This window comes from Streptomyces genisteinicus (assembly GCF_014489615.1).
In the GTDB taxonomy this organism is placed as follows: domain Bacteria; phylum Actinomycetota; class Actinomycetes; order Streptomycetales; family Streptomycetaceae; genus Streptomyces; species Streptomyces genisteinicus.
Genome location: NZ_CP060825.1, coordinates 3,579,991 through 3,602,114, shown reverse-complemented (window position 1 = coordinate 3,602,114; position 22,124 = coordinate 3,579,991). Strand labels below are relative to the sequence as shown.

Annotated in this window: 18 protein-coding genes; 7 read left to right on the top strand and 11 right to left on the bottom strand. The window is 69.6% G+C overall.

Annotation, left to right across the window (positions count from 1 at the left end; all coding sequences use genetic code 11):
- Nucleotides 1–7: 7 nt before the first annotated feature.
- Together murJ and IAG43_RS15680 are read right to left on the bottom strand one after the other, a co-directional pair.
- Complete coding sequence (gene murJ / locus IAG43_RS15685) at nucleotides 8–2,179, bottom strand: murein biosynthesis integral membrane protein MurJ (protein WP_187741341.1); 2,172 nt, start codon at nucleotides 2,177–2,179, stop codon at nucleotides 8–10.
- A gap of 45 nt (nucleotides 2,180–2,224) precedes the next feature.
- Entirely contained in the window at nucleotides 2,225–4,600 is a 2,376-nt protein-coding gene (locus IAG43_RS15680; protein WP_187741340.1) for a DUF6049 family protein, read from the bottom strand.
- Between the two features lie 210 nt (nucleotides 4,601–4,810).
- Here IAG43_RS15680 and IAG43_RS15675 point away from each other — a divergent pair, with 210 nt between their 5' ends.
- Nucleotides 4,811–6,277 (top strand): CCA tRNA nucleotidyltransferase, encoded by a 1,467-nt coding sequence (locus IAG43_RS15675; RefSeq protein WP_187741339.1) that lies wholly within the window; start codon nucleotides 4,811–4,813, stop codon nucleotides 6,275–6,277.
- A gap of 103 nt (nucleotides 6,278–6,380) precedes the next feature.
- Here IAG43_RS15675 and IAG43_RS15670 read toward each other — a convergent pair whose 3' ends face one another.
- The 4 genes from IAG43_RS15670 to IAG43_RS15655 form a co-directional block, all read right to left on the bottom strand.
- Nucleotides 6,381–7,652, bottom strand: coding sequence for an MFS transporter (locus tag IAG43_RS15670; protein WP_187741338.1), 1,272 nt, complete (start codon nucleotides 7,650–7,652; stop codon nucleotides 6,381–6,383).
- A gap of 80 nt (nucleotides 7,653–7,732) precedes the next feature.
- Nucleotides 7,733–8,815: an inositol-3-phosphate synthase gene (locus IAG43_RS15665; protein WP_187741337.1), complete on the bottom strand. Its 1,083-nt coding sequence runs from the start codon at nucleotides 8,813–8,815 to the stop codon at nucleotides 7,733–7,735.
- Nucleotides 8,816–8,874: 59 nt separating this feature from the next.
- Nucleotides 8,875–9,585, bottom strand: coding sequence for a PadR family transcriptional regulator (locus tag IAG43_RS15660; protein WP_187741336.1), 711 nt, complete (start codon nucleotides 9,583–9,585; stop codon nucleotides 8,875–8,877).
- Nucleotides 9,586–9,724: 139 nt separating this feature from the next.
- Nucleotides 9,725–9,892 carry a hypothetical protein gene (locus IAG43_RS15655; RefSeq protein WP_187741335.1) on the bottom strand — a complete coding sequence of 56 codons (168 nt, stop codon included), beginning with the start codon at nucleotides 9,890–9,892 and terminating at the stop codon, nucleotides 9,725–9,727.
- Nucleotides 9,893–9,957: 65 nt separating this feature from the next.
- Here IAG43_RS15655 and IAG43_RS15650 point away from each other — a divergent pair, with 65 nt between their 5' ends.
- Nucleotides 9,958–12,666 carry a transglycosylase domain-containing protein gene (locus IAG43_RS15650; RefSeq protein ID WP_187741334.1) on the top strand — a complete coding sequence of 903 codons (2,709 nt, stop codon included), beginning with the start codon at nucleotides 9,958–9,960 and terminating at the stop codon, nucleotides 12,664–12,666.
- A 15-nt stretch (nucleotides 12,667–12,681) separates the two neighbouring features.
- Here IAG43_RS15650 and IAG43_RS15645 read toward each other — a convergent pair.
- Nucleotides 12,682–13,562, bottom strand: a protein-coding gene (locus IAG43_RS15645; RefSeq protein WP_187739230.1) for an IS5 family transposase whose coding sequence is annotated in 2 segments (ribosomal slippage) — nucleotides 12,682–13,202 and nucleotides 13,202–13,562 — 882 coding nt in all. Because the reading frame shifts where the segments join, the coding sequence is not laid out codon by codon here.
- A 243-nt stretch (nucleotides 13,563–13,805) separates the two neighbouring features.
- On the opposite strand from IAG43_RS15645, the gene IAG43_RS15640 reads away from it, so the two are divergent.
- Nucleotides 13,806–15,362, top strand: coding sequence for a glycosyltransferase family 87 protein (locus tag IAG43_RS15640; protein WP_187741333.1), 1,557 nt, complete (start codon nucleotides 13,806–13,808; stop codon nucleotides 15,360–15,362).
- A 39-nt stretch (nucleotides 15,363–15,401) separates the two neighbouring features.
- Here IAG43_RS15640 and IAG43_RS15635 read toward each other — a convergent pair whose 3' ends face one another.
- The 3 genes from IAG43_RS15635 to IAG43_RS15625 form a co-directional block, all read right to left on the bottom strand.
- Complete coding sequence (locus IAG43_RS15635; protein WP_187741332.1) at nucleotides 15,402–16,433, bottom strand: alanine racemase; 1,032 nt, start codon at nucleotides 16,431–16,433, stop codon at nucleotides 15,402–15,404.
- 110 nt (nucleotides 16,434–16,543) lie between these two features.
- Entirely contained in the window at nucleotides 16,544–17,662 is a 1,119-nt protein-coding gene (locus IAG43_RS15630) for a lipid II:glycine glycyltransferase FemX (protein WP_147987234.1), read from the bottom strand.
- Nucleotides 17,663–17,934: 272 nt separating this feature from the next.
- Nucleotides 17,935–18,252 carry a hypothetical protein gene (locus IAG43_RS15625; protein WP_246574366.1) on the bottom strand — a complete coding sequence of 106 codons (318 nt, stop codon included), beginning with the start codon at nucleotides 18,250–18,252 and terminating at the stop codon, nucleotides 17,935–17,937.
- A 270-nt stretch (nucleotides 18,253–18,522) separates the two neighbouring features.
- On the opposite strand from IAG43_RS15625, the gene rpsF reads away from it, so the two are divergent.
- From rpsF to rplI, 4 genes are all read left to right on the top strand, one after another.
- Nucleotides 18,523–18,813 (top strand): 30S ribosomal protein S6, encoded by a 291-nt coding sequence (rpsF, locus tag IAG43_RS15620; RefSeq protein ID WP_004950685.1) that lies wholly within the window; start codon nucleotides 18,523–18,525, stop codon nucleotides 18,811–18,813.
- Between the two features lie 73 nt (nucleotides 18,814–18,886).
- A complete protein-coding gene (locus tag IAG43_RS15615) occupies nucleotides 18,887–19,480 on the top strand; it encodes a single-stranded DNA-binding protein (protein WP_187741331.1) in 594 nt (197 codons plus the stop codon).
- 42 nt (nucleotides 19,481–19,522) lie between these two features.
- Nucleotides 19,523–19,759 (top strand): 30S ribosomal protein S18, encoded by a 237-nt coding sequence (gene rpsR, locus IAG43_RS15610; RefSeq protein ID WP_005315025.1) that lies wholly within the window; start codon nucleotides 19,523–19,525, stop codon nucleotides 19,757–19,759.
- Nucleotides 19,760–19,777: 18 nt separating this feature from the next.
- Complete coding sequence (gene rplI / locus IAG43_RS15605; protein ID WP_187741330.1) at nucleotides 19,778–20,224, top strand: 50S ribosomal protein L9; 447 nt, start codon at nucleotides 19,778–19,780, stop codon at nucleotides 20,222–20,224.
- Between the two features lie 171 nt (nucleotides 20,225–20,395).
- Here the strand turns inward: rplI and IAG43_RS15600 are convergent, their stop codons facing one another.
- Entirely contained in the window at nucleotides 20,396–21,733 is a 1,338-nt protein-coding gene (locus IAG43_RS15600) for an MATE family efflux transporter (protein ID WP_187741329.1), read from the bottom strand.
- Nucleotides 21,734–22,124 lie beyond the last annotated feature (391 nt).

Here is a 22,124-nt window from a genome sequence, read left to right as displayed (position 1 = left end):
GACCGTCCTACCGTCCGAGACGCCCCCGGACCATCCCGACCAGGGCGTTGAGCTCCGCGATGCGCATCTTCTTCGCCGCGACGAAGAAGACGCCCAGCAGAACGATTCCACCGATGACCAGCGCGACCAGCGACCCGCCGGCTCCACTGCCGAGCAGGGAGGTGAGCCCGTAGGCCACCGCCCCGCCCGCGAGCGCAGCGGGCACCGAGGCCATCGACAGCCGGGCGTAGGTCCGCGTCACATGGGAACCGTCCAGGTCGCCGCCGAGGCGCTTCTTGAGCCGGCGCCATGCGACGCCCACGCCGACCGCGTAGGCGAGGCCGTAGGAGGCGCCCATGCCCACGACCGCCCACTGGGCGGGGAGCAGCGCGTAACAGAGAGCGGAGGCTCCCGCGTTGACCGCCGCGACGATCACCGTGTTGTAGAAGGGCGTCCGGGTGTCCTCGTAGGCGTAGAAACCGCGCAGGACGACGTACTGGACGGAGTACGGGATCAGGCCGAGGCCGAAGGCCATCAGGATGAAGCCCATGCCCTGTGCGGCCTGGTGGCCGCTGGAGGCGAAGAGCAGCGTGGACATCGGAACCCCGAGCGCCAGGAAGGCGAAGGAGACGGGCACGATCGCCACCGCGGAGTTGCGCAGGCCCTGGGAGATGTCGTCGCGCACCGCACCGGGGTCGCCGTCGTGGGCCGCGCGGGAGAGTCGCGGGAGCAGGGCGGCCATCACCGAGACGGTGATGATGGCCTGCGGCATGCCCCAGATCAGCTGGGCGTTGGTGTAGGCGATGAAGCCGGCGCCCTGCTTGCCGGAGGCCTCGCCCGCCGCGGTGGCGAGCTGGGTGACGACGAGGACGCCGGCCTGGTTGGCGAGGACGAACAGCACGGTCCACTTGGCCAGCTTGACCGTCTTGCCGAGGCCGTGGCCCTTCCAGTCGAAACGGGGACGGAAGCGGAAACCGGTCTCCCGCAGGTACGGGATCATCGCCAGGGCCTGGACGACCAGGCCGAGAAGGGTGCCGATGCCGAGGAGGCGCACGCCCTCCGGCGGGATCGTCTGGACACCCATCTGGGACTCGGCGGAGGTGCCGTACACCCAGATGAAGAGGCCGAACGTGGTGATCATGACGATGTTGTTGAGGACCGGCGTCCACATCATCGCGCCGAACTTGCCCCGGGCGTTGAGGATCTGGCCCATGACCACGTGGATGCCCATGAAGAAGATGGTGGGCAGGCAGTAGCGGGCGAAGGTGACGGCCACGTTGTTGGCCGCCGGATCGCTCGCGATCGTGTCCGACATCAGCTGGACGAGCAGGGGCGCCGCGAAGACGGCGACGGCGACGATGGCGCCCAGCGCCACCATCACCAGGGTCAGCAGCCGGTTGGCGAACGCCTCGCCGCCGTCCTCGTCGTTCTTCATCGCTCGGACGAGCTGCGGGACGAAGACCGAGTTGAGGCCACCGCCGACGGTGAGGATGTAGATCATGGTCGGCAGGGTGTAGGCGACGGTGAAGGTGTCACCGAGGAGCGCGGCGCCGAGCGCGGCCGTGATCACCAGGCTGCGCACGAAGCCGGTGAGGCGGGAGACCAGGGTTCCCGCCGCCATCACCGCGCTGGACTTCAGCAGCCCTGAGGCGCGCCCGGCGGGCTTCTTGGGCGCGGGCGCGGGGGCCACCGGGTCCGGCTCGGGGGCGGGCGCGGGGACGCCGGCGGCCTGCTGGTCCCGGAAGAGGTGTGCGAAGGCGTCGGGCTCCGGCCGCTGCTCCCCCGCCCGGGTCACCAGGTCGTCGACACCGGTGAACTGGGTGGTCCGCGCGTCGTCCCCGTAGGGCAGGTGGCGCGAGGGGCCGTCCGGCTCGGGCGGGGGCGTCTGCGCCCAGACCCGGGGGTCCGGCGCGTACGGCGACGCGGGGGGCTGCTGGTAGAGCGGGTTCTGCGGCTCGTAGCTGCCCGGGGCCGGCGGCGGGTGGGCCGACCGGTCGTAGAGGGCCTCCGACACCGGGTCCTGGGCGGAGAGGTCCTGGGCCGCGTAGGGATCGGGGGTGTACGCGTCCTGGAGATAGGGGTCCTGCGCGTACGCGTCCTGCGGAGCGTAGGGATCGTGGGGAGGCTGCTGAGGCGTGCCGTGGCCGGACGGGTTTCCGCCCGCGCCCTGACCGCGGTCACCGTCATACGGCGCGTTCATGACTACCCCACCTCATCGTCCCCGGCCGACCGGCCACGACATCGCTCAACGGTCCACTTTCTCACCAGCGCCGGACGGGTCGGCGCTTTCCGGTCGGGTGTCAGGTGACAGGTCACTCGCCTGCCCGGGATCCGGGCCGTCTCCGGCCTCCGGGACATCTTCGCCGGTCCCGGCGCCGGGTGTCGTCCCCGCGGTCCTCTCCAGCGGCTCCGAGGCGGATTCCGCCGCCTCCAGCGCGGCCGCGCGACGGCGCTGGGTGTACATCCTGATACCCGCGAGGACGAGGAGCAGTACACCGCCGGCGATGACGAGCATCACCTGGGGGGTGATCTCCGAGACCTTCACGGTGAAGGCCATCGACTCGCCGTAGGGGGTTCCGTCCCTGGTGAACAGCTGGGCCGTCATCTGGACCTGGCCGTTGGCGTTGGCCGTGGCGGGGAACTTCACCGTCTGGCTGTGCCCGCCGCCGACCCGTACCGGCTGCTCCGCGATGGCCTTGTCGTCGAGGCCGAGCCGGGTGGGGCTCTGTGAGGTGAGTCGCAGGACCAGGTCGTCCACGCCCTGGACGAGCTGGTTCTGCACGGTGACGGGGATCATCGCGCTGCGGCCGGAGAGCGTCACGTCCGACTTCTGGATCAGCTGGACCTCTTCGCTGAGGTTCTTGAGGTTGGTCTGCACCCCGCTGCGGTACTGCTGGGCGCCCTGGGGGTTCCCCCGCCAGGAGGTCGACAGCTGGCGGTCGATCGCCCGGCCGAAGGGGGTGCTCACGCGATCCGCCTGCGTGAGGATCCCCTCGAACATGTCGAGCTTCTTCTGGGTGCCGCTGATCTCGCGGAACGCCGCGACGGGCATCTCCTGCTTGCGCAGCCGTGCCGGGTACTCGGAGGCACGGGGCACCCGGGTGTTGGCCTCCGCGTCGGGCTTCGCCTCGGCGGCGGCCGGCAGGTCGAGCGGCTGGGTCCAGCGCTTCCCGTCGAGCGCCTGCAGGGCGCGCGCCATGGTCTGCGCCTGGGCGGCCGTGGGCATGCGCTGTGGGGCGACGACGATGCTGCGCTGCTTCTCCTGGTCCTGGCGGGTCAGGGCGAGCGTCTGGGCGAGGAAGGTCTGTACGGCGAGCGACGAGTCGTCCGCCCGGGTCATGTCGCCGCCGAAGGCCTTCGACAGCCGTGAGTCGGCGACCACCGCGGTGGTGCCGCCTCCGATGGGCCGCGCGGCCGTCGGGGTGTACGCCAGGTCGTCCCCGATGCTGTCGCTGCGGGCGATGATGTTGTCTGCGCCCGCGGACGTGGCCACGTCGACGATGGCGGAGTCGACGGCGCCGTCGACGGGCCAGGCGAAGTCGACCGAGGGCGTCGTGAGGAGCGTCGACTCCACGGTCGTGCCGGCCACCTCGGTCGCGGGCCTCAGGTGGCTGAGCGAGCCGGACACGGCCTTGCCGCGGTGGGCCAGGGAGGCGAGGTCCGGGTCGGCGAAGGGCAGCGCCACCACCGTGCGGCCCTGCACCGCCTTTCCGAGCTCGTTGAGCCACTCCTGGGCGATCTTCCGGTTCTTCTCGCCGCCGGGGACGGTGGTGTCGCCCTGCCGGACGACGTACCCCTCGGCCATGGCATCGACGGTGGCGAGCAGATCAGGGTCGACGACCCAGGTCACGGGGAGCTGCGCGCCGAGCGAGACCATCTGCTCGAGGCGTCCGCCGGGTGCCAGCTCGGCGACCAGTGACTCGTCCTCGAAGACCGGGGTCTGCTGCTCGTCGGAGCCGGTTTCCGAGGTGAGGTGGGTGGTCGAGATCAGCGGCCAGAGATAGGTGAGCTGGGTCCGCTTCTCGGTCGCCTCGGGCTGCCAGGGCAGGAAGGTCCGCTCGATGCCCAGCACCTGGTCGAAGCGCAGGGCCTCGGTCTGGCCCGTGAGCGACACCCCGAGCTGGTAGACGCCACCGTCCTCGTCGAGATCGAGCTGGCCGGCCGGTACGGAGAGCGAGAAGTCGTGGCTGACGCCTGAGGCCAGCCGCGGGATCTCCACCGCGTACTTGTCGTCGATCCGCGACCCGTCGAGGATCGGATCGAAGGACCTGCCGTCCGCCACCCGCTCGGCGGCGCGGTCGATGGCGGTGCGGCCGGTGAGCTGCTGTCCGACGCGGAGATCGACCTGGGCGTCGGTGATCGGCTGCTTCCCGCGGTTGACCACGGTGCCCGTGATCCTGATCGTGTCCTTCTCACCGGGGGAGGCCGGCGTCATGGTGTTCAAGGACACGTCCACGGTGCTGCTGCCGGTGGCGTCCTCGGCCGCGGCGGCTCCCGGAGCGCCGGGTCCGCCCAGCAGACCGGCCACGAGCGGTAGCCCCACGATCACGGAGGCTGTGCGCCGCAGCCACCGGCGGGCCGGAGGAGTGCGCATCCCCTGGGTGTCTGCCGCCTCGGCCACGCGCTCGCCCGTCCCTCGTCGTCTGCTTGCCCTTGGTGGTTCTCTGGTCCTTGCGTCCACGCATGGTAACGAGACCCGCTGTGTCGAAGTGCCGCAGTCTGCTCCACAAGATCGCCACAGGGAGATCGTGACGAACCCGTGAGGTACGGCCCCGGGAGCCGGAGGTAACCCGACTGCTTCGGCCGGCCGGGGCACGTACCCTTTTCAGCTGTGCCGAACGCCAATGAAGACAGCCCCACAGCCCTGAGCCAGGTGCAGCGCCGCGCGGTGAGCGAACTCCTGCGGGTCTCACCGGTGGCCGACGATCTCGCCCGACGTTTCCAGGATGCCGGTTTCCGTCTCGCCCTGGTCGGCGGATCGGTGCGCGATGCGCTGCTCGGGCGGCTCGGGAACGATCTGGACTTCACCACGGACGCCCGGCCCGAGGACGTGTTGAAGATCATCCGACCGTGGGCCGACTCCGTCTGGGACGTCGGTATCGCCTTCGGAACGGTCGGGGCGCAGAAGGAGGGCCGGGTCGGGGACGACGTCCAGCGGTTCGAGATCGAGGTCACGACCTACCGTTCGGAGGCGTACGACAGGACGTCCCGCAAGCCCGAGGTCTCCTACGGCGACTCCATCGAGGACGACCTCGTCCGGCGCGACTTCACGGTGAACGCCATGGCCGTGGCCCTCCCGGAGAAGGAGTTCATCGACCCGCACGGCGGCCTCGAAGACCTCGCCGCACGGGTTCTGCGGACGCCGGGCACGCCCGAGGAGTCCTTCTCCGACGACCCGCTGCGGATGATGCGGGCGGCCCGCTTCGCCGCGCAGCTGGACTTCGAGGTCGCGCCGGAGGTGGTGGAGGCCATGACCTCCATGGCCGCGCGCATCGAGATCGTCTCCGCCGAGCGGGTGCGGGACGAGCTGAACAAGCTGCTGCTGGCCGCACATCCCCGCAAGGGGCTGGCGCTGCTGGTCGACACCGGGCTGGCCGCGCACGTTCTGCCCGAACTTCCGGCGCTTCGCCTGGAAAGCGACGAGCACCACCGGCACAAGGACGTGTACGAGCACTCACTCACCGTGCTCGACCAGGCCATCGACCTGGAGCAGGACGGCCCTGACCTGGTGCTGCGTCTGGCCGCTCTCCTGCACGACATCGGCAAGCCGCGGACGCGCCGCTTCGAGAAGGACGGCCGGGTCTCCTTCCACCACCACGAGGTGGTGGGAGCGAAGATGACGAAGAAGCGGATGACGGCCCTCAAGTACTCCAACGACATGGTCAAGGACGTGTCGCGGCTGGTCGAGCTGCATCTGCGGTTCCACGGGTACGGTACGGGCGAGTGGACCGACTCCGCTGTCCGCCGGTACGTGCGGGACGGCGGGCCGCTGCTCGACCGTCTGCACAAGCTGACCCGGTCGGACTGCACCACGCGGAACAAGCGCAAGGCGGCCGCGCTCTCCCGTGCCTACGACGGCCTGGAGGACCGCATCGCCCAGCTCCAGGAGCAGGAGGAGCTCGACTCCATCCGGCCCGACCTCGACGGCAACGAGATCCAGCAGGTCCTCGGGATCGGCCCCGGACCCCTGATCGGCAAGGCGTATGCGTTCCTTCTCGACCTCAGGCTGGAGAACGGCCCCATGGAGCGTGACGCGGCGGTCGCGGCGCTGAAGGAGTGGTGGGCCGCGCAGCGCTGAACCCCGGCTCGGGGAGAGTCGGTGGGTGCGATGTTTCACGTGAAACATCGCACCCACCGCTCTGCGGGAGGTCGTGTTTCACGTGAAACACGACCTCCCGGCGTCAGTGGGCCGTGGCCCTTCCGTGGCGCCACCGGAGGAGCGTCCCGCACACGGTGGCGTAGATGACCGCCACCATCACCACCAGGGGCACCGAGCGGCCGTCGGGCGGCAGCATCAGGGCCGCGATGCCCGCCGCTCCGACGAACGCGATGTTGAAGAGCATGTCGTAGAGCGCGAAGACCCGGCCCCGGTAGGCGTCGTCCACCGATGTCTGGACGACGGTGTCCGTGGCGATCTTCGCTCCCTGGGTGACCAGTCCCAGGAGGAACGCGGCGGCCAGCATCGGAGCGGGAGCGAAGGGGAGCGCCAGTGCGGGTTCCATGACCGCGGCGGTTCCCGCGCAGACCGCCATCCATCCGTAGCGGCCGAACCGCTCCACCGCCCAGGGGGAGAGGACGGCCGCGGCGAAGAAGCCGGCACCCGAGATGCCGAGGGCGAGGCCGAGCAGCGCCAGGCCGTCGGAGTCCGTCTCGGACCAGGCGTACCGGCAGAGCATGAGGACCATGACCGTGAGGGCGCCGTAGCAGAAACGGAGCAGCGTCATGGCGGCGAGTGCGTGAGCGGCCTGCGGCCGGTCCTTCAGATGGCGCAGGCCGTCCAGGAGCCCGCGGGCGGTGGACACCAGGGCTGCGACGAGGCGGGGCTGGAGCACGTCCGGGTCGGGGCCGAGCAGAGCGCGGCTCATCCGCAGGCTCATGAGCGCGGAGGAGAGGTAGAGGAGCGCCGCCAGAAGAACCACCGCGGCGTCGGACTCCGAGACGAGGAGACGCACCACGAAGGCCAGCCCGCCGCCCGCGGTCGCGGCCAGGGTGCCGGCGGTCGGCGACAGCGAGTTGGCCACGACGAGTTGTTCGGAGTCGACGACGCGCGGCAGCGAGGCGGACAGTCCTGCCAGGACGAAGCGGTTGACCCCGGTGACCGTGAGCGCGGAGGCGTAGAAGAGCCAGTCGGGCACGGACAGCAGGATGAGGAGCGCGGTGCAGCAGGCGAGTGCCGCCCGGAGGAGGTTTCCGTGGAGCAGCACCTGGCGCCGCCGCCAGCGGTCCAGCAGGACGCCGGCGAAGGGCCCGACGACGGAGTAGGGCAGCAGAAGGACGGCCATGGCGGAGGCGATGGCCGCGGGAGAGGTCTGGCGTTCCGGCGAGAAGACCACGTAGGTGGCGAGGGCGACCTGGAAGACGCCGTCGGCCGACTGGGACAGCAGTCGGACCGCCAGAAGCCGGCGGAAGTTCGTCAGGCGCAGAAGGACGCGCAGATCACCCACGGCGGACATGCGAGCAAGCCTCACATACGAGGAGGGTCCCCGGGGCAGTGACCCGGGGACCCTCCTCGATGAGCGGTGGGACGGAGCGCTTAGCTCTCCACCTCGCCCTTGATGAACTTCTCGACGTTCTCACGAGCCTCGTCGTCGAAGTACTGCACCGGCGGGGACTTCATGAAGTACGAGGAGGCCGAGAGGATCGGGCCGCCGACGCCACGGTCCTTGGCGATCTTCGCCGCGCGCACGGCGTCGATGATGACACCCGCGGAGTTCGGGGAGTCCCAGACCTCGAGCTTGTACTCCAGGTTCAGCGGGACGTCGCCGAAGGCGCGGCCCTCGAGGCGCACGTACGCCCACTTGCGGTCGTCGAGCCACGCGACGTAGTCCGACGGGCCGATGTGGACGTTCTTCTCGCCCAGCTCGCGGTCGGGGATCTGCGAGGTGACGGCCTGCGTCTTCGAGATCTTCTTGGACTCCAGGCGCTCACGCTCGAGCATGTTCTTGAAGTCCATGTTGCCGCCGACGTTCAGCTGCATGGTGCGGTCCAGGATGACACCGCGGTCCTCGAACAGCTTCGCCATCACGCGGTGCGTGATGGTGGCGCCGACCTGGGACTTGATGTCGTCGCCGACGATCGGGACACCGGCCTCGGTGAACTTGTCCGCCCACTCCTTGGTGCCGGCGATGAAGACCGGGAGGGCGTTGACGAACGCGACCTTGGCGTCGATGGCGCACTGCGCGTAGTACTTCGCAGCGTCCTCGGAGCCCACGGGCAGGTAGCAGACCAGGACGTCGACCTGCCGGTCCTTGAGGGTCTGGACGATGTCGACCGGGGTCTCGGCGGACTCCTCGATGGTCTGGCGGTAGTACTTGCCCAGGCCGTCCAGGGTGTGGCCGCGCTGCACGGTGACGCCGGTGGACGGCACGTCGCAGATCTTGATGGTGTTGTTCTCGCTGGCGCCGATGGCGTCGGCCAGGTCGAGGCCGACCTTCTTGGCGTCCACGTCGAAGGCGGCGACGAACTCGACGTCGCGGACGTGGTACTCGCCGAACTGGACGTGCATCAGACCCGGCACCTTGCCGGCCGGGTCGGCGTCCTTGTAGTACTCGACGCCCTGCACCAGCGAGGCGGCGCAGTTGCCCACGCCGACGATGGCTACGCGAACCGAACCCATTCCGGTTGCTCCCTGTGTGTTCTCGGTATTCCGGATGAAACCCTGCGGAGCGCGGGGTCTCACTTGGCGGTGTCGTCGGACGGATCCGGCGGGGAGGAGTCGCCGGGAGAGGTCTCCCCGCGGTTCTCGCCACGCCGGGGCAGGCCGTCCGTCGCTCCAGATGTGTTGTCCTGCTGAGCGGTGTTCCCGGGGGACGGTTGTCGCTGATCCCGTCCCGCCCGCTCGCTCTCGATGAGCTCGTTCAGCCAGCGCACTTCACGCTCCACGGACTCCATGCCGTGCCGCTGCAGTTCGAGCGTGTAGTCGTCGAGGCGTTCACGGGTGCGGGCGAGAGAGGCGCGCATCTTCTCCAGGCGCTCTTCCAGCCGGCTGCGGCGCCCCTCCAGCACGCGCATCCGCACGTCACGCTCCGTCTGGCCGAAGAAGGCGAAACGGGCGGCGAAGTGCTCGTCCTCCCAGGCATCGGGTCCGGTGTGGGAGAGGAGCTCCTCGAAGTGCTCCTTCCCCTCGGCCGTCAACCGGTAGACGATCTTCGCCCGCCGCCCCGCGAGGGAGGCGGCGAGGGCGTCCTCGGGTGCGTGTCCCGGCTCCTCGATCAACCAGCCGTTGGCGACCAGCGTCTTGAGGCAGGGGTAGAGGGTTCCGTAGCTGAAGGCCCGGAAGACTCCCAGCGAGGTGTTGAGCCGCTTGCGCAGCTCGTATCCGTGCATCGGGGCTTCACGGAGCAGTCCGAGTACGGCGAACTCGAGGATGCCTGAGCGCCTGCTCACTGCCGCCTCCCTCGCCGTACGGGGTCCGTATGTCTGTCCGATGTGTCGTGCTGATGTATCGAGTCGATACATCAGCACGATAGAACGGCGTTCCTGCTGCGACAAGAGGGGGCATCGTGAACGGCGTCACATCACCAATTCACAGCAGGCGAACTGCCTGATTTGGGGTGAACTTCAGGGCTGGGCAGGTTTTGAGCGTGCGTAGTCTGTGCGGCATGCAGACCACCGGGAACCAAGTGACGCCGCCGAGCGTCATCGCCGTGGATGCGCAGCGGATGAGCTCTGCCAGGAGTTCGTCCGTATCCATTTCGGGGGGACCGGAAATCAACTGCCGCTTCCAGGCGTCTCGCCTGCCCGAGGAGTAGTCGTTCGATGAGCGAGCACCGTCGCAAACCGCCACAGCCGCAGGGTGGCGGTCGCGCCGCGGCCCGTCGCGCCGCACAGCAGTCTTCCGGCCGCCGTGCGGCGCCGGGCCGAAGTGCCACCCCCGCTTCCCCCTCCGCCTCCTACGGCGAGGAGGAGCGGCCCTACGGAGGCCGTGCCGAAGCCCGCCGCGCCGCCCAGCGGGGCGGGCGCCGGCGGACGGACGAATCGGCGTCCGCCGGCCACGGCGGCGCCGGCGGCCGCGGCGGAGGCCGCCGGGGCACCGGCGGTGGCGCCGGTGCGGGCGGTGCGGGCCGCGGGCCGGGCAGGAAGCGGATCATCGACTACCCGCGCCACGGCAAGTACGGATGGCGCCGCTGGGTGCCGTCCTGGAAGCTCGTGACGGGCCTGTGCTTCGCCTTCCTCGGGACCGTCATGGGCGCCGCGACGATCGCGTACGCCATGGTGGGGATTCCGGACCCGGACAAGACGGCGACCGCGCAGAACAACGTCTACTACTGGGCCGACGGCTCGCAGATGGCCGCGACCGGTGGTGAGACCAACCGGCAGATCATCGCCTTCGACCAGATCCCGCGCGAGATGATGAACGCGGTGGTCTCGGCCGAGAACAAGACGTTCTGGAAGGACTCGGGCATCGACCCCCGCGGCATCGGCCGCGCCGTGCTGAACATGGCGACGGGCGGGCAGACCCAGGGCGGCTCGACCATCACCCAGCAGTACGTGAAGAACAACCGGCTGAACGACCAGTCGCAGACGGCGACCCGGAAGCTCAAGGAACTCTTCATCTCGATCAAGATCGACACCGAGGTGAAGAAGCCCGAGGTCATGGCCGGGTACCTCAACACGGCCTACTACGGCCGCGGCGCGTACGGCATCCAGGCGGCCGCCCGCACCTACTACGGCAAGGACGCCAACGAGCTCAACGCCAGCCAGTGCGCCTTCCTGGCCGCGCTGCTGAAGGGCGCCACGTACTTCGACCCGGCCGGCGCCCCCGAGATCGACGCCAAGGCGACCGCCAAGGGGAACCTGGAGCGGGCCACCGAGCGCTGGGGCTGGATCCTCGACGAGATGGTCAAGGACGGTCACCTGGACGCGGCCGAGCGCGCCAAGTACACCGAGTTCCCGATGCCCGACCCGCTGAAGAAGAACGCCCAGCTGAGCGGCCAGATCGGCTACCTGGTCGACCTGGCCAAGGCGAACTTCATCAACAACAACGACCAGGGCGTCGACTCGGTCAAGCTCGCCCAGGGCGGCTACGAGATCCACACGACCTTCGACAAGAAGAAGGTCACGGAGCTCGAGAAGGCCGTCAAGAAGATCCAGGACGAGTACATCGATCCGAAGAAGCGGCCCAAGACCGACACCCATGTGCAGTTCGGCGGGGCGTCCGTCGAACCGAAGACCGGCAAGATCATCGCCATCTACGGCGGTACGGACGCGACCAAGCACTTCACCAACAACGCCGACGCCACCGGCGCCCAGGTCGGCTCGACCTTCAAGCCGTTCGTGCTGGCCGCCGCGATGCGCGACGGCGTCCGCGACCCCGAGCTCGGCAAGGAGCAGGGCAGCAGCGAGCGGACCATCGTCGACCCGGACAAGAGCCGCTACAGCGGGAAGAACAAGCTGACGATCCGCAACTACGACCGCAGCGTCTGGCACGACGAGAACGGCAAGGAGTGGCAGCAGGTCAACGACGACGACGCCGACTACCCCGACATGAGCCTGCGCCGTGCGATGATCCGCTCCGCCAACTCGCCCTACGTGCAGCTCGGCATGGACATCGGCATCCCGCAGGTGCGGCAGGCCGCGATCGACGCCGGTCTGCTGGAGGGCAGCCTGGTCAAGGGCGACGTGCCGTCCTTCTCGCTCGGCATCTCCTCGCCCAGCGCGATCCGCATGGCGGGCGCCTACGGCACCTTCGCCGCCGAGGGCGAGCAGCGCGACCCGTTCTCCGTGACCAAGGTCGAGTACGAGGGCCAGACGATCTACGAGCACGAGGACGAGGTGAAGCGGCCGTTCAGCAAGGCCGTGGCGACCAACGTGACCGATGTGCTCCGCGACGTCGTCGACAACGACGAGGGCACCGGCCGCAAGGCGCGTATCCCGGGCCGCGACGTGGCCGGCAAGACCGGTACCACCGACGGCAACAAGCAGGCCTGGTTCGTGGGCTACACGCCGCAGCTGTCGACCGCCATCGACATGTACCGGCTCGACGACAACGAGAAGAACAAGAACCGCCAGTTCGAGGACATGTACGGCACGGGTGACCAGCCGAAGATCCACGGCTCGTCGTTCCCCTCGCAGATCTGGCACGACTACATGACCCAGGCCCTCAAGGGCGAGAAGGCCATCGACTTCGGCAAGCCGGGCGAGCTCGACGGCGAGGCCGTCTGGGGCGGCGGCGCCAAGAGCCCCGAGCCCACGCCCACCGCCAGCCCGACCCCGACCCCGACGCCCAGCAACAGCCCGTCCCCGACGCCGAGCCCCTCGATCACGCCGCAGCCGTCCGAGTCGTGCAACCGGTGGGAGGACTGGACCTGCCAGCCGGCCGGCGGGACCGACCAGGGCAGCGACCAGGGAGCCACCAACGGCGGGATCTCCCCGAGTCCCAGCACGTCGCAGGAGCCGCCCGGAGGAAACAACGGCGGTGGCAACGGCAGCGGCGGAGGATGGATCGGCGGGTCCGACGGCACCTAGGTTCTGTCCGGCGGATCACTGCCGAAGCCAGAGCCGGATCGCTGCGGCGGTGACGGTCCCGTGGAAGACGTAGGCCCGCTTGTCGTAACGAGTAGCGACTGCGCGGGAGTTCTTCAGCCGGTTGATGGTCCGCTCGACCTCGTTGCGGCGCCGGTAGTGGTCGCGGTGGAAGCCGGTGGGCCTGCCGCCTTCTCTGCCTTTGCGTCGACGGTTGGCCTGCTGGTCCTTGGGTTCCGGGATTGTGTGCCGGATGCGGCGTCTTCGAAGGTAGCGGCGGTTTCGGCGGGAGCTGTATGCCTTGTCGCCGCTGACGTGCTCGGGCCGGGTTCGGGGCCGTCCACCCAGCGGTCTGGGGACCCGGATCCGGTCCAGGACCTCAACCATCTGGGGGGCATCGCCCCACTGGCCAGGCGTGACCAGAAAGGCCATGGGGCGGCAGCCTCCTTCACCCGCGAGGTGGATCTTGCAAGTCAGGCCGCCCCGGGACCGTCCGAGTCCCTCGTCGGGGCGGTGGTGCCGGGGCGTCGTCCTTTTTTCGGGACCCGCGGCTTGGCTTTGCGGGCGCCGGCCGCGTGCTGATGAGCCCGGCAGGACGTCGAGTCGACGCCGACCATCGACCAGTCGATCCGGCCCGCGAGGTCGGCGTCGGCCTGGACCGACTGCAGGATCCGGTCCCAGGTGCCATCCGCCGACCAGCGGCGATGCCGCTCATAGACGGTCTTCCACGGCCCGTAACGTTCCGGCAGATCGCGCCACGGAACACCGGTACGAACCCGGAACAGGATCCCGTTGATCACGGTGCGGTGGTCGTTCCACCGGCCACCCCGGCGACCCTTTGGAGGCAGATGCGGCTCCAGCAGCGACCACTCGTGATTCGTCAGATCCCCCCGACCCATACCCCAACCAACGAGCGACCGGTCGGAAAGTCACATGATCCGCCGGACAGAACCTAGGGCCTCTCGTTCGGATCCTGGCGGGCTCACGTGCCCTGATCCGAACGAAAGGGCCTAGCCGCCGCGGGTCCGCCCCGCACTCCGCACGGCTTCACGGGCCGTCGCATCCCCTCGCTGCGCTCGCGCGGCGGCCGGGATGCGACGGCCCTCGCCGTGTCCGCGCCGCCTTACGGCAGGATGTGCACCATGCCCAGCGCAGAAGAGACGAGCGTGAACGAGGACCGGTCCCCGCGGCGGGAGCGTCCCGAGGTGGCTCCCACCCTGCGGGACAGCGTCGCGAGGGCGGGCAGCGAGCTGATCGGCGGCCCCGCGGGCCGCAGGGCGCTGCCCGACGCCGGCCGCAGGCTCACCCCGGTGGCCGTCGTGGCCCTGACCGCGATCGGCCTGTTCGCCCTGGGCATGGTGCAGAAGCTGCCCTGCTACAACTGGGCCTGGTTCCGCGGGACCAACTCCCAGTACACCCACGCCTGCTACTCGGACATCCCCCACCTCTACCTGGGGCGGGGCTTCTCCGAAGGGCTGATCCCGTACTTCGACCGGCTGCCCGGCGACATGCAGTACCTCGAATACCCCGTGCTGACCGGCCTGTTCATGCAGGTGGCCGCGTGGATCAGTGACATCGGCTTCGCGCTGGGCATCTCCGACGCCGACGTCATGCAGCAGGAGCAGCTGTACTGGCTGGTCAACGCCGGCATGCTGATGGCCTGCACGGCCGTCATCGCCGTCTGCACCGCCCGGACGCACCGCAGCCGCCCCTGGGACGGTCTGCTGGTGGCCCTGGCCCCGGCCTTCGCCCTGACCGCGACCATCAACTGGGACCTCTTCGCGGTGGCCCTGACCGCCGCGGCGATGCTGATGTGGTCCCGCGGGCGCGTGCTGGCGTTCGGCATCCTGATCGGTCTGGCGACCGCGGCCAAGCTCTACCCCGTCTTCCTGCTGGCTCCGCTGCTGCCGCTGTGCTGGCGCACGGGGAAGTGGCGGGAATTCTTCACGGCCTCGCTGGCCGCGGCGGGCGCCTGGCTGGTGGTGAACCTGCCGGTCATGCTCCTCGCCCCCGAGGGCTGGAAGAAGTTCTACACGTTCAGCCAGGAACGGCAGATCGACTTCGGTTCGTTCTGGCTGGTGATCACCCAGCGCACCGGCGAGCCGATCGACGTGCAGACGGTCAACGACACCGCGATCCTGCTGGTGGTCGCCGCCTTCGCCGGCCTGTGCGTGCTCACCCTCACCGCACCCCGGCGGCCCCGCTTCGCCCAGCTCGCCTTCCTGCTGGTGGCGGTGTTCATCCTCACCAACAAGGTCTACTCGCCGCAGTACGTGCTCTGGCTGATCCCGCTCGCCGCGCTGGCGCGCCCCCGCTGGCGGGACTTCCTCGTGTGGCAGGCGTGCGAGGTCATGTACTTCCTGGGGATCTGGATGTACCTCGCGTACACCTCCGGTGAGAAGCACCAGGGACTGCCTCCCGAGGGCTACCAGCTGGCGATCGCGCTGCACCTGCTCGGGACGCTCTACCTCTGCGCGGTGATCGTCAGGGACATCCTGAAGCCCGAGCGCGACGGCGTCCGGACGGACGGGTCGGACGACCCCTCGGGCGGCGTGCTCGACGGTGCGGACGACGTGTACGTCCTCGGCAACGCCGCCCGGCGTGAGCAGGACGCGGCACGGGCCGTGGAGGGGCCGCGGGTCGACTGGGGCAAGGAAGCGGGGCCCGGCGCGGAGAAGGAGTCCCAGCCGGCCGTCTGACGGCTTCCGGGGGGCGCCGTGCGCCCCCCGGCACTCGTCCTAGCGCTCGACCAGACGGTCGAACTGTGTCGTGGTGTGCCGCAGATGGGCCACCAGTTCGTCGCCCACCCTCGGCTCCTGGGCGTCGGCCGGCACGAAGAGGATGGACACCTGCATGTGCGGCGGCTCGGCGAACCAGCGCTGCTTGCCCGCCCAGACGAACGGCGACAGATTGCGGTTCACGGTCGCCAGTCCCGCGCGGGCCACGCCCTTGGCCCGCGGCATCACACCGTGCAGCGCCTTGGGCGCCTCCAGACCCACACCGTGGGAGGTGCCGCCGGCCACGACGACCAGCCAGCCGTCCGACGCCGCCTTCTGCTGGCGGTAGCCGAAGCGGTCTCCCTTCGCCACACGCGTGACGTCGAGCACCGCGCCGCGGTACTCGGTCGCCTCGTGGTCGCCCAGCCACAGCCGGGTGCCGATCCGCGCGCGGAAGCGGGTCTGGGGGAACTGCTGCTGGAGCCGTGCCTGCTCCTCGGCGCGCAGATGGCTGACGAACATCGTGTGCAGCGGCAGCCGGGCCGCGCGCAGCCGGTCCATCCAGCCGATGACCTCCTCGACGGCGTCCGAGCCGTCGGTGCGGTCCAGCGGGAGGTGGAGGGCGAAGCCCTCCAGGCGGACGTCCTCGATCGCGGCGTGCAGCTGACCGAGCTCCTGCTCGGTGATGCCGTGGCGCTTCATCGAGCTCATGCACTCGATGACGACCCGCGCGCCGACCAGGGCGTGCACGCCGTCCACCGAGGAGACGGACCGGATCACCCGGTCCGGCAGCGGCACCGGCTCCTCACCGCGCCGGAAGGGCGTCAGCACCAGCAGGTCGCCGCCGAACCAGTCCTTGATCCGCGCGGCCTCGTAGGTCGTGCCCACGGCCAGCATGTCGGAGCCGAAGCGGGCCGCCTCCTCGGAGAGCCGCTCGTGGCCGAAGCCGTACCCGTTGCCCTTGCAGACCGGCACGAGGCCGGGGAACTGGTCGATCACCGACTTCTGGTGAGCCCGCCAGCGCGCGGTGTCTACGTAGAGGGAGAGCGCCATGGCAGGCCCGGGACCTTTCTGGTGATCTGGTGACTTCGGTGTGACGGGGGGACGTGTACGAGACTACGGACCCGCCGGCCCGTACGGGGCGGCGAGTGGGTGCGGCCGGTCTAGCGGCGCGACATGTAGATGTCGAGTGCCTTGTGGAGCAGCTTGTTCAGCGGGAAGTCCCACTCGCCCACGTACTCGACGGCCTCGCCGCCCGTGCCGACCTTGAACTGGATGAGGCCGAAGAGGTGGTCCGTCTCGTCCAGCGAGTCGCTGATGCCCCGCAGGTCGTACACCGTGGCGCCCATCGCGTACGCGTCGCGCAGCATGCGCCACTGCATGGCGTTGGAGGGCCGCACCTCCCGGCCGATGTTGTCGGAGGCGCCGTAGGAGTACCAGACGTGGCCGCCGACGACGAGCATGGTCGCCGCGGAGAGGTTCACGCCGTTGTGACGGGCGAAGTAGAGGCGCATCCGGTTGGGGTCCTCGTTGTTGAGGACGGTCCACATGCGCTGGAAGTAGGAGAGGGGGCGCGGCCGGAAGCGGTCCCGCTCGGCGGTGATCTCGTAGAGGCGCTGCCACTCGGCGAGGTCCTCGTAGCGGCCCTGGACGACCTCGACACCGGCCTTCTCGGCCTTCTTGATGTTGCGGCGCCACAGCTGGTTGAAGCCCTTGAGGACGTCGTCCAGCGAACGGTTGGCGAGCGGCACCTGGTAGACGTACCGGGGCTGCACGTCGCCGAAGCCGGCGCCGCCGTCCTCGCCCTGCTGCCAGCCCATCTTGCGGAGCCGGTCGGCGACCTCGAAGGCGCGCGGCTCGATGTGGGTGGCCTCGACGTCGCGCAGGCGCTTGACGTCCGGGTCCTGGATGCCGGCCTTGATCGCGGGGGCGTCCCAGCGCCGGATCACGACCGGAGGGCCCATCTTCACGGAGAAGGCGCCCTGGTTCTTCAGGTGGGCCAGCATCGGCTGCAGCCAGTCGTCCAGGTTCGGGGCGTACCAGTTGATGACCGGGCCCTCGGGGAGGTACGCGAGGTAGCGCTTGATCTTGGGGAGCTGGCGGTAGAGCACCAGACCGACGCCGACGAGCTCACCGCTCCGGTCGAACCAGCCCAGGTTCTCCGAGCGCCATTCGGTCTTCACGTCCGCCCATGCAGGGACCTGGCAGTGACTGGCCGAGGGCAGTGTCTGGATGTACGCCAGATGCTGCTCACGGCTGATGGTCCTCAGGGTCAGGCTCATGCGGGGCGCTCCTCGGCAGGTGTGTCCCCATGGGTTCAGGGGCTCCGGCTCTCGCGCCGAAGCCTACTGCGCCCGGGAAGCGCCCCGAATGGTTGTGCGCAGGAGCCGTCCGGCGCCCGGGGGCGGAAGCGGCCGGACAGGGCCCCGCCGCGCCGTTCGCCGAGGTCCGCCCCCGATGCGCCGTCCGTGGGGACCCGTCGGTCCGCGGGACCCGGCGGGCGCGGCGGACGGTGCCGTCCGCCGCGCGGACGGCACCGCGCCGCGGGCGTCCGTCAGCCGAGGACGCCGCCGAACAGACCGCCGTGCGCCATGCCGAGATAGAAGCCGACCGCCGACGCGCCGAGTCCCAGGATCAGCAGGAAGCGCTCCCTGGTGGTCGCCGAGATGAACTGGCCGTACGCACCGGTGCCGATGCCGATGAGGCCCGCCCACGAGCTGAGCAGGTGGAGGTTGTGGAACATCGCTGTGATGAAGGCGACGGCGCCGAGCACCAGGGTCGCCGCCATCAGGGAGTCCTGGAGCGGATGTGGCTTGCCGTCGGTGGAGAGAAGCCCGGCGGGGGCGGCCTGTCGTCGCATTGTGTGTGCCATGAGGCACCTCCTGCCTGTGCCGGAAGGCGGCGCATCGTAGCGCCGCGCGCACCCGATGTGTACAGATTGCGTCCAACTGGGACCGGATTTCAACCGGAAGCCGGTCTGCGGGTACGCTGTACGGTCTGCACCGGTGTCTGCCCTGGCCAGACGACGATCGACCGCAATCCGCGGGGATTGTCGGTGGCCGCGGATACCGTTGCGCACGCATCACGACCCTCCTGCCACGGAACGACCGTGGCCGCTGAGTCCAAAGGAGGTGGGTTCCACATGCGTCACTACGAGGTGATGGTCATCCTCGACCCCGATCTCGAGGAGCGCGCTGTCTCCCCGCTGATCGAGAACTTCCTCTCCGTCGTCCGTGAGGGCAACGGAAAGGTGGAGAAGGTCGACACCTGGGGCCGTCGTCGTCTCGCTTACGAGATCAAGAAGAAGCCCGAGGGCATCTACTCGGTCATCGACCTGCAGGCCGAGCCTGCGGTCGTCAAGGAGCTCGACCGCCAGATGAACCTGAACGAGTCGGTCCTCCGGACCAAGGTCCTCCGTCCCGAGACCCACTGAGCACCTAGCTCAGAGGTCATCGGGTTCGAGTAGCAGCAAGCAGCCAGAAGCAATCCCGCCGAGAGGTTCACCCATGGCAGGCGAGACCGTCATCACGGTCGTCGGCAATCTCGTCGACGACCCCGAGCTGCGCTTCACCCCGTCCGGTGCGGCGGTCGCGAAGTTCCGCGTCGCGTCCACTCCCCGCACCTTCGACCGGCAGACCAACGAGTGGAAGGACGGCGAGAGCCTGTTCCTGACCTGCTCGGTCTGGCGGCAGGCGGCGGAGAACGTCGCCGAGTCGCTGCAGAAGGGCATGCGCGTCGTCGTGCAGGGCCGTCTGAAGCAGCGGTCGTACGACGACCGCGAGGGCGTCAAGCGGACGGTCTTCGAGCTGGACGTCGAGGAAGTCGGCCCCAGCCTGAAGAACGCCACGGCCAAGGTCACCAAGACCACCGGCCGCGGCGGTCAGGGCGGATACGGCGGCGGTCAGCAGGGTGGCGGCGGCGGCAACTGGGGCGGCGGCCCCGGTGGCGGCGGCCAGCAGGGCGGCGGCGGTGCACCCGCCGACGACCCCTGGGCCACCAGCGCGCCGGCCGGCGGTGGCCAGCAGGGCGGCGGCGGGGGCGGCTGGGGCGGAAGCTCCGGCGGTTCCGGCGGCGGCTACTCGGACGAGCCGCCCTTCTAGGGCAGCTCGTACCCCACTTCTTGATCACACAGGAGAAACACCATGGCGAAGCCGCCTGTGCGCAAGCCTAAGAAGAAGGTCTGCGCGTTCTGCAAGGACAAGACCGCGTACGTGGACTACAAGGACACGAACATGCTGCGGAAGTTCATTTCCGACCGCGGCAAGATCCGTGCCCGTCGCGTGACCGGCAACTGCACGCAGCACCAGCGTGACGTCGCCACGGCCGTCAAGAACAGCCGTGAGATGGCGCTGCTGCCCTACACGTCCACCGCGCGATAAGGGAAGGGTGACCTAGACATGAAGATCATCCTCACCCAGGAGGTCTCTGGCCTCGGTGCCGCCGGCGACGTCGTCGACGTCAAGGACGGCTACGCTCGCAACTACCTGGTCCCGCGTGGTTTCGCGATCCGCTGGACCAAGGGCGGCGAGAAGGACGTGGCGCAGATCCGCCGCGCCCGCAAGATCCACGAGATCGCGACCATCGAGCAGGCGAACTCCATCCGGGGTCAGCTCGAGGCCGTGAAGGTGCGCCTGGCCGTTCGCTCCGGCGACGCGGGCCGCCTGTTCGGTTCCGTCACCCCGGCCGACATCGCCTCGGCGATCAAGGCCGCCGGTGGTCCGGAGGTCGACAAGCGTCGTGTCGAGCTCGGTGCGCCGATCAAGACCCTGGGCTCGCACCAGGTGTCCGTGCGTCTGCACCCCGAGGTCGCCGCACAGCTCGGCGTCGAGGTCGTCGCCGCCTGAGCAGCGCGCTCGACTGAGTAGTGGAGAGGGCCGCACCCCCTGGGGTGCGGCCCTCTCGCATGTGCCTGTTTCACGTGAAACGGGATCTGTGCACTGTTTCACGTGAAACAGCGCCGTTTCTCCCGGGCCCGCCGGGTGCTCGGACCCGGTGGCGGCCGCCGGGCACCCGGGTCAGCGCGTCGCGCCGGTCACGATCCACCGGCCCGACCGCGCACGCCACCAGAGGGTCAGCAGGCGCACCGCCATCATCAGCGTCATGGCCCACCACAGGGCGGTGAGGCCGCCGCCGAACGCGGGTACCAGCAGGGCGACGGGCGCGAAGACCGCCAGAGTGAGAAGCATCGCCCAGGCCAGATAGGGGCCGTCCCCGGCGCCCATGAGCACTCCGTCGAGGACGAAGACCGCCCCGGCGATCGGCTGGGAGACGGCGATCACCAGCAGGGCCGGCAACAGGGTGTCGTGCACCGCCTCGTCCCCGGAGAAAAGGGGGATGAAGAGCGGCCGGGCCAGGACGACGAGGAGTCCGAGGACGAAGCCCGCGGCGATGCCCCACTGCACCATGCGGCGGCACACCTGGCGGGCGCCTTCGGTGTCGCCCGCTCCCAGGTACCGTCCGATGATCGCCTGACCCGCGATGGCGATGGCGTCCAGGGCGAAGGCGAGCAGGCTCCACAGCGAGAGCGCGATCTGATGCGCGGCGATGTCGGTGTCGCTCAGGCGGGCGGCCACGGCGGTGGCGATCAGCAGGACCGCACGCAGGGAGAGCGTGCGCACCAGCAGGGGGACGCCGGCCTGGGCACTGGCCCGGATGCCCGCCGCGTCGGGACGCAGTGGGGCTCCATGGGTGCGCGCGCCGCGGATGACCACGAAGAGGTAGGCGGCGGCCATGCCGCACTGGGCGATCACGGTGCCCCAGGCCGACCCCGCGATGCCGAGCCCGGCACCGTAGACGAGGCCGACGTTGAGCGCGGCGTTGGCGGCGAACCCTCCGACCGCGACGTAGAGCGGCGTGCGGGTGTCCTGGAGGCCGCGCAGCACGCCGGTGGCGGCGAGCACGATCAGCATGGCGGGGATGCCGAGGCTGGAGATGCGCAGATAGGTGATGGCGTGCGGGGCGGCCGTCTCCGAGGCGCCGAAGACGTCCACCAGCCAGGGAGCGGCCGGCAGGGTCACAGCGACGACGGCGAGGCCGAGGAGGAGGGCCAGCCAGATGCCGTCCATCCCCTGGCGGATCGCCGCCCGGAGGTCACCGGCGCCGACGCGGCGTGCCACGGCCGCGGTGGTGGCGTAGGCGAGGAAGACGAAGATGCTGACGGCTGTCATCAGCAGGGCCGCGGCGACCCCGAGACCCGCGAGCTGCGGGGTGCCCAGATGTCCGACGACGGCGCTGTCGACCATCACGAAGAGGGGCTCGGCGACGAGTGCGCCGAAGGCCGGGACGGCCAGGGCGACGATCTCTCGGTCGTGCCGGCGCCGGTGGGCGCGGGCGGTCGCTGGGGCCTGAGTCATACGTTCAATCTAATCTTCCACAGGTAAGAGACACAAGCCTACTGTGTCCCTTACGAGATCGAGCGCTGCGAACGCTCTCGGAGCCCGTTCGTTCTGATCTTGGGCCGAGTGGGAAAGTTTTTCTCCCCCACAGCCGGTGGACGGCATCTGTGCAGGTCATCGTGGGTTCGTCAGGTGATCAACGGTGTTGTCCACAGTGCTGTCCCCTGATCCGCCCACAGGTTGCGCAGAGTTCTCCACAGCATCTGGTCGTTCATCCACACAGCCTGTGGATAACGAGATTGGCTGGGGCCTTCCGGGGGCCTACCGTGGACCGTCGCCCGACGCGCCGCAGCGGGGGCGGACGAGTCGGTTTTGTCAGTGTCGTGCCGTAGAAAGAGTGCCACGGCAG